General features: G+C 33.5%; 7 protein-coding genes. 2 read left to right on the top strand and 5 right to left on the bottom strand.

Annotation, left to right across the window (positions count from 1 at the left end):
* The 5 genes from IDG60_RS03910 to sirA form a co-directional block, all read right to left on the bottom strand.
* The coding region (locus IDG60_RS03910; RefSeq protein ID WP_084989543.1) for a B domain-containing protein at window positions 1-246 on the bottom strand (246 nt) is incomplete at its 3' end.
* A 420-nt stretch (window positions 247-666) separates the two neighbouring features.
* A complete protein-coding gene (gene sarS / locus IDG60_RS03905) occupies window positions 667-1,419 on the bottom strand; it encodes an HTH-type transcriptional regulator SarS (protein WP_000876756.1) in 753 nt (250 codons plus the stop codon).
* 368 nt (window positions 1,420-1,787) lie between these two features.
* On the bottom strand, window positions 1,788-2,786 hold the full coding sequence (sirC, locus tag IDG60_RS03900) for a staphyloferrin B ABC transporter permease subunit SirC (RefSeq protein ID WP_000136633.1): 999 nt from the start codon (window positions 2,784-2,786) through the stop codon (window positions 1,788-1,790).
* The gene (gene sirB, locus IDG60_RS03895) at window positions 2,783-3,778 is read right to left on the bottom strand and encodes a staphyloferrin B ABC transporter permease subunit SirB (protein ID WP_000924990.1); all 996 of its coding nucleotides are present in this window, start codon (window positions 3,776-3,778) and stop codon (window positions 2,783-2,785) included. The genes sirC and sirB overlap by 4 nt, the downstream gene beginning before the upstream one ends.
* Window positions 3,779-3,793: 15 nt before the next feature.
* A complete protein-coding gene (gene sirA, locus IDG60_RS03890) occupies window positions 3,794-4,786 on the bottom strand; it encodes a staphyloferrin B ABC transporter substrate-binding protein SirA (protein WP_001045111.1) in 993 nt (330 codons plus the stop codon).
* Window positions 4,787-5,016: 230 nt separating this feature from the next.
* On the opposite strand from sirA, the gene sbnA reads away from it, so the two are divergent.
* Window positions 5,017-5,997, top strand: a complete 981-nt coding sequence (sbnA, locus tag IDG60_RS03885) for a 2,3-diaminopropionate biosynthesis protein SbnA (RefSeq protein ID WP_000570808.1) — start codon at window positions 5,017-5,019, stop codon at window positions 5,995-5,997.
* Window positions 5,994-6,754 (top strand): N-[(2S)-2-amino-2-carboxyethyl]-L-glutamate dehydrogenase SbnB (sbnB, locus tag IDG60_RS03880; protein WP_095231966.1); only part of this gene is annotated, 761 nt, incomplete at its 3' end. The genes sbnA and sbnB, both read left to right, overlap by 4 nt.

Genomic DNA, 6,754 nt, shown 5'->3' with positions numbered 1-6,754 from the left:
AGCTTCACCTAAAACGTTAGCACTTTGGCTTGGATCATCTTTAAGGCTTTGGATAAAACCATTACGTTGATCAGCGTTTAAGTTAGGCATATTTAACACTTGATAAAAAGCATTTTGTTGAGCTTCATCGTGTTGCGCAGCATTTGCAGCAGGTGTTACGCCACCAGATATAAGTAATGTACCTAAAGTTACAGATGCAATACCTACACCTAGTTTACGAATTGAATAAATGTTTTTCTTTTTCAAATTAATACCCCCTGTATGTATTTGTAAAGTCATCATAATATAACGAATTATGTATTGCAATACTAAAATCTATATTTATAATTAAATTTAAATGTAAGTTTTACAACTTATAAAATAAATATTTTGCTGAAAGATTTATTCAGGAAGTAAAAGGCTTAAAACCGCAAAATCACGCTATTTCGATTAATAAAAACAGATAAAATATAGAGATATTTTTTATAATGAAAGCGGTTTAATACATATGAGTTAAAAAATATTTTTAAGAATAAAGTGGGGCTTTGAATGTGCTGAGGTTTAATTTCGGAAATGGTTTTAAGTGATATAGAAAATAGAAAGTTGTTCATTATGTGCTGAGGTTTTATTAAAAAATAGAAAACACAAGTGCACTTTAGAATACAGCACACTTGCGTAATAGAGATATTATTCAAAAACAAGATGTAAATGATCTTTATCTGCTAATAATTGATTCACTTGAGCTAATAATTGTTCAGCATGGTCTTGCTGCGCGTCATCCATATGAATTAAAATTTTTCTTTCATCTTCAGTTGAGCGTTCTTTTATTAGATAGCCTTGCTTTTTTAAATTATTGAGAGCTCTAACAGTTTGAGGGTATTTATGGTGGATTGTTTCAATTAAATCTTTAAGAAGAACGATGTTTTTATTTTGAGAAGTGATAATAGCTAGAATTGTGAATTCTACAAAACTTAATGTTAGATGTTTTTTGATAATATTCTTGAAATACATTGTATACATCATCAAGTTTAGAAATTCTTTACTATCTTTTGGTATCATCTGTGATTCACTTTGATCTGCAAGGTTAAATTGTTTAATGATTTGATCAAACAATGTAACACGTTCTGCAATTTTCTCTCGTTGTTCTTCAGATATTGAAATGTAAGTATTACGCTCATCAATTTTACTTCGAACTTTACTAATATATGAATGTTTCACAAGTACTTTTATATGCTGTACTAAATCCGATTGTTTATAACATAAATCTGAAACAATCTTCTTAAATGGAAGTGTGTTTTCTTGCTGATGAAATAAATAAGTCAGTAATATAAATTCTTTTATAGTCATATCGACTTCAGGCTTGACTTTTTTCTTAAAACGAAACATATATGCTTCAATGATTATAAAATCTCTAATTTTGTCATGGTTATTATATTTCATTGTTTTATCTCCTTGTATATGCACTTTATTTTAATATAACACAATATAATAAGAAAAATAATCCATAATTTACAATTAAAAATAATATGATATTTTTATTAAAATTTGTGTTTTTGAATAAATGACATTATCAAACACTATATTTAAATAAGAAATAGTTATCGATATTTGAAAAATCGAAGAATATTGATTGATATTATAGAATATGAGTCGGTGTTATTTGTATATAAAGTATTAATATGTAATTAAGAAAGTCGACGCTTGTTAACAATAACAACAACTATATGTATAAAAAAACCTCGCAACTGTTAGTTAACTGAATCATTTAGCTAACTTCGTTGTGAGGTCATTTTGTTTTAATAATATCGTTATAACTTTTTCACGGTTAATAATAAGTATATGAAGAATGGGGCACCAAAAGCAGCAATAAATACACCTGCTGGCACTTCTTTAGGCAAGAATAAGGTACGCCCAATTAAGTCTGCAATAACAATTGATATGGCACCAATCATTGCTGACATTAGTAACTTTTTAGCATAACTTCCGCGAACGATTGTTTTCGCGATATGTGGTGCGATTAAACCGACAAACCCAATGTTACCTACTAAACTGATTGCCATAGATACGAGTATAGTAGAAGTGATTAATTGGATTAGTTTCATACGTTGTACATGTAAGCCTAAGCCAATCGCTACAGGGTCATCAAGTATAGATATTTTCATTTTTGGTATAACAAGAAATAACAACGGCACAACAGCTAAAATAACCATACCCAAAATGATTGTATCTTTAAACGTAGCACCGTAAAGACTTCCGACTAGCCATGTATAAGCTTTGGCAGCAGATAATTGCTTCGTTGTAATGAGTAATCCTTGGACAAGCGCAATAAACAACGTTTGCATCGAAATACCGATGATTATGAGTATTGTCGGGCGTATTTGTCCTTTCGTTTGAAACACTAATAGTATCATCATTGCAACTGCGCCACCTAATACTGCAAATAGTGGAAGTAAATGTATCGTTAAATGGCTGAAAAATGCAATAAAGACAACAGCACTTAAGCTAGCACCACCTGTGATACCGATAATATCAGGTGAGGCAATTGGATTTTTTAATACATTTTGCAACATTAAACCACTCATTCCTAGTGCGGCACCTGCTAAAATCGCAAGTGTAATGCGAGGTAAGCGTAATACTTCTAAAGTGAATTGATCCATACTGTCATTTGGATTTATAAAGTACATCAGTACGCGTTGTAATGGTATAAAGCTTGAACCAATCATCATACTTACCACTGAAACGATGGCTAAAAAGATTAACGCGAAGATGAGATGGTAATTGTCTTTTTTATTAATCTTTTCGGTCATAAGCGTTGACGTCCTTTCTTCATAATATAGATTAAGACAATAGCGCCAATGACAGCGGTAACGACACCGATAGGCAACTCTAGTGGCTTAATTATTATACGAGCAACAATGTCTGAAATGATCATTAGGATTGCTCCAGCTAATGCAGTAAAAGGAATTAAATACTTATAGTTTGGTGGTAATAATCGTTTGCTAATATTCGGTACGATAAGACCCACAAAGACGATTGATCCAGCTACGGCTACCGAAATACCGGCTAACATACTGATGAGCATAATAATCATCCATTTGATTAATTTTATGTTTTGACCGAGGCCGGTTGCAATGTCGTCACTTGTCATCAAGATGTTGATGTGTGCAGCCATGCTAAATGCAATTAAAATAAGTATCAATACAAGCGGAATAATCCATGGGATATCCCAAATATTACGTAATGAAACGGAGCCACTTAACCAAAATAATAGGCCTTGTAAGTCTGTTTCGTTCATAATAAGTATGCCTTGAGTAAAGGCTGTAAATAGCATCGCAATCGCAGCACCTGCCAAAATGACACGGTGAGGTGAGAATAGTGTTTGTCTAAACATACCTAGCGCAACAACTAATATAGTAACAACAATGGCACCTAAAAATGCAATAACTACAATCATTTTAAAAGATTGAATTTGGATAAATGTAATACTAAAAATGACAAAAAATACTGCGCCTGCATTGACACCGAAAAGCCCTGGTGAGGCTATTGGGTTTCGTGTAAGTGCTTGCATCAACAAACCTGAGACAGCAAGGGCAGCACCAGTCAATAACGCAATGATTGTTCTCGACGCCCGTGCACCAGTGACAACATCATGTAAATCGTTTTCACTATCAAAGTTGAATAACGCCTGTATCACCGTACCTGGTGACACAAGCGTATTTCCAATCATTAAACTTAAGATAGCTACTATTGCAAGACATAAACCAGCAATAACGATTTGGTATTTTGGTTTAAGTAGCATCGTAAAACTCCTTAATTATTTTGATTGTTTTTCAATATTTAACTTTTCATATAAATCGTCAATAAGTTTTAATGAAGATTTATATCCGCCAGCTAAGTTCCAAGTGATTTCATCTAAATCATCAGATACTTGGTTGTTTTTAACTGCGTCTAAATTTTTCCACTCTTTACTTGAAGTCCATTCGCTTTCAGTCTTTTTAACTAATGCAGCATCTTTCGCATTTGGATCTGATTTTACTACAAAAATATGATCAGCGTTCATTAATGGAATGCTTTCTTTAGATGTAAGTTGGATAATATCTTTACCATTATCAACTTGTTTTTGTAAGTCTTTATTACGTTTGAATCCTAAATCATTTAAGATTTCACCAGCATATCCACCAGCATAAATTCTTGTATGATCAGCACGGAAGTTAACAACTGAAGCTTTCAATGGCCATGCATCTTTATACTTTGCTTTTGCATCTTTTTGGAATGCAGCTACTTTATCATCGTACTTTTTAAGTAAATCTTCAGCTTCTTTTTCTTTCCCTAAAGCTTTCCCCATTAACTTAGTTGTATCTTTGAATTTGAAAACTGTATCAGTAGAAACTGTTGGTGCGATTTTAGATAATTGATCGTAAACTTTTTCATTTCTAACTTTTGACGCGACAATTAAGTCCGGTTTTAATTTAGAGATTTCCTCTAAGTTAGGTGCAGGTTCTTGACCTACAATCTTAGTATCTTTTAAATCATTTTTTATGTATTCGAATTTCGGTTTTTGTGTCCATGATTCTACAGCACCTACAGGTTTAACACCTAAAGATACAGCGACGTCAGTGGCACCTTGATATAGCGTAACAACACGCTTTGGTTTCCCTTTAATTTCAGTTGTACCCATTGCATGTTTAATTGAAGTTGTTTCCTTATCTTTGTTATCAGATGATTGTTTATTTGAATTCCCACTACATCCTGCTAAAACAAGTAGGAAAGCAAGCGTAACAACAAGCATTTTAATTACTTTATTCATTGACTAATTAGCCTCCTTCGTGATGTATGACAATGAGAATCATTATCACGATTTAGTATGAATTAAATTTTTTCCTAAGTCAATAAAATATTTATGATTTACATGCAACTTATAATTATTTGACATATAAATGCATAAAAAATATAATCCTAATTACTTGATAGTGAGAATCATTATCAATTAGGTAACACACAATATTATAGAATTTTAAATTTGAGGAGGAAGCGCTTTTGATTGAAAAAAGTCAAGCATGTCACGATTCATTGTTAGATTCTGTAGGGCAAACACCTATGGTTCAACTTCATCAACTATTTCCGAAACATGAAGTGTTTGCAAAGTTAGAGTATATGAATCCTGGAGGCAGCATGAAAGATCGACCTGCCAAGTACATCATTGAACATGGTATTAAACATGGTTTAATCACTGAGAATACACATTTAATTGAAAGTACTTCTGGTAATTTAGGCATTGCGTTGGCAATGATAGCTAAAATCAAGGGATTAAAACTCACGTGTGTTGTTGATCCTAAAATATCACCAACAAATTTGAAAATTATTAAAAGTTATGGTGCCAATGTAGAAATGGTTGAAGAACCTGATGCACATGGGGGTTATTTAATGACTCGTATTGCAAAGGTGCAAGAACTGTTAGCCACTATTGACGATGCATATTGGATTAATCAATATGCGAATGAGTTAAATTGGCAATCCCATTATCATGGTGCAGGCACAGAGATTGTTGAAACAATTAAGCAACCTATAGATTATTTTGTCGCGCCAGTCAGCACGACAGGTAGCATTATGGGTATGAGTAGAAAAATAAAAGAAGTGCATCCAAACGCACAAATTGTTGCTGTTGATGCGAAAGGGTCAGTCATTTTTGGTGACAAACCTATTAATAGAGAATTACCTGGTATCGGTGCTAGTCGTGTACCCGAAATATTGAATAGATCAGAAATTAATCAAGTGATCCATGTAGATGATTATCAATCTGCTTTGGGCTGTCGAAAACTGATTGATTATGAAGGCATATTTGCCGGAGGTTCAACAGGCTCGATTATTGCAGCGATTGAGCAGTTGATAACGTCAATTGAAGAAGGTGCAACAATTGTCACGATTTTACCAGATCGAGGCGATCGTTACTTAGATTTAGTTTATTCAGATACATGGTTAGAAAAAATGAAATCAAGACAAGGAGTTAAATCAGAATGAATAGAGAGATGTTGTATTTAAATAGATCAGATATTGAACAAGCGGGAGGTAATCATTCACAAGTTTATGTGGACGCATTAACAGAAGCATTAACAGCCCATGCGCACAATGATTTTGTACAACCGCTTAAGCCGTATTTAAGACAGGATCCTGAAAATGGACACATCGCAGATCGAATTATTGCAATGCCAAGTCATATCGGTGGTGAACACGCAATTTCAGGTATTAAGTGGATAGGTAGTAAGCACGACAATCCATCGAAACGTAATATGGAGCGTGCAAGTGGTGTCATTATTTTGAATGATCCAGAAACGAATTATCCAATTGCAGTTATGGAAGCAAGTTTAATTAGTAGTATGCGTACTGCAGCAGTTTCAGTGATTGCAGCTAAGCATTTGGCTAAAAAAGGATTTAAAGACTTAACAATCATTGGTTGCGGGCTAATCGGAGACAAGCAATTACAAAGTATGTTAGAGCAATTCGATCATATTAAACGCGTGTTTGTTTACGATCAATTCTCTGAAGCATGTGCACGCTTTGTTGATAGATGGCAACAACAGCGTCCGGAAATTAATTTTATTGCGACAGAAAATGCTAAAGAAGCAGTATCAAATGGTGAAGTAGTCATTACATGTACCGTAACGGATCAACCATACATTGAATATGATTGGTTACAAAAGGGTGCATTTATTAGCAACATTTCTATCATGGATGTGCATAAAGAAGTCTTTATTAAAGCTGACAAAGTCGTAGTAGA

Source organism: Staphylococcus sp. EG-SA-2 (assembly GCF_017152085.1).
Note: the sequence above shows the minus strand (reverse complement) of the source record. Positions and strands in the feature narration are given on the sequence as shown.

Coding starts and splice junctions, on each gene's coding strand:
- sirA (WP_001045111.1), bottom strand. CDS start 4,786: ATGAATAAAGTAATTAAAATGCTTGTTGTTACGCTTGCTTTCCTACTT.
- sirC (WP_000136633.1), bottom strand. CDS start 2,786: ATGACCGAAAAGATTAATAAAAAAGACAATTACCATCTCATCTTCGCG.
- sarS (WP_000876756.1), bottom strand. CDS start 1,419: ATGAAATATAATAACCATGACAAAATTAGAGATTTTATAATCATTGAA.
- sirB (WP_000924990.1), bottom strand. CDS start 3,778: ATGCTACTTAAACCAAAATACCAAATCGTTATTGCTGGTTTATGTCTT.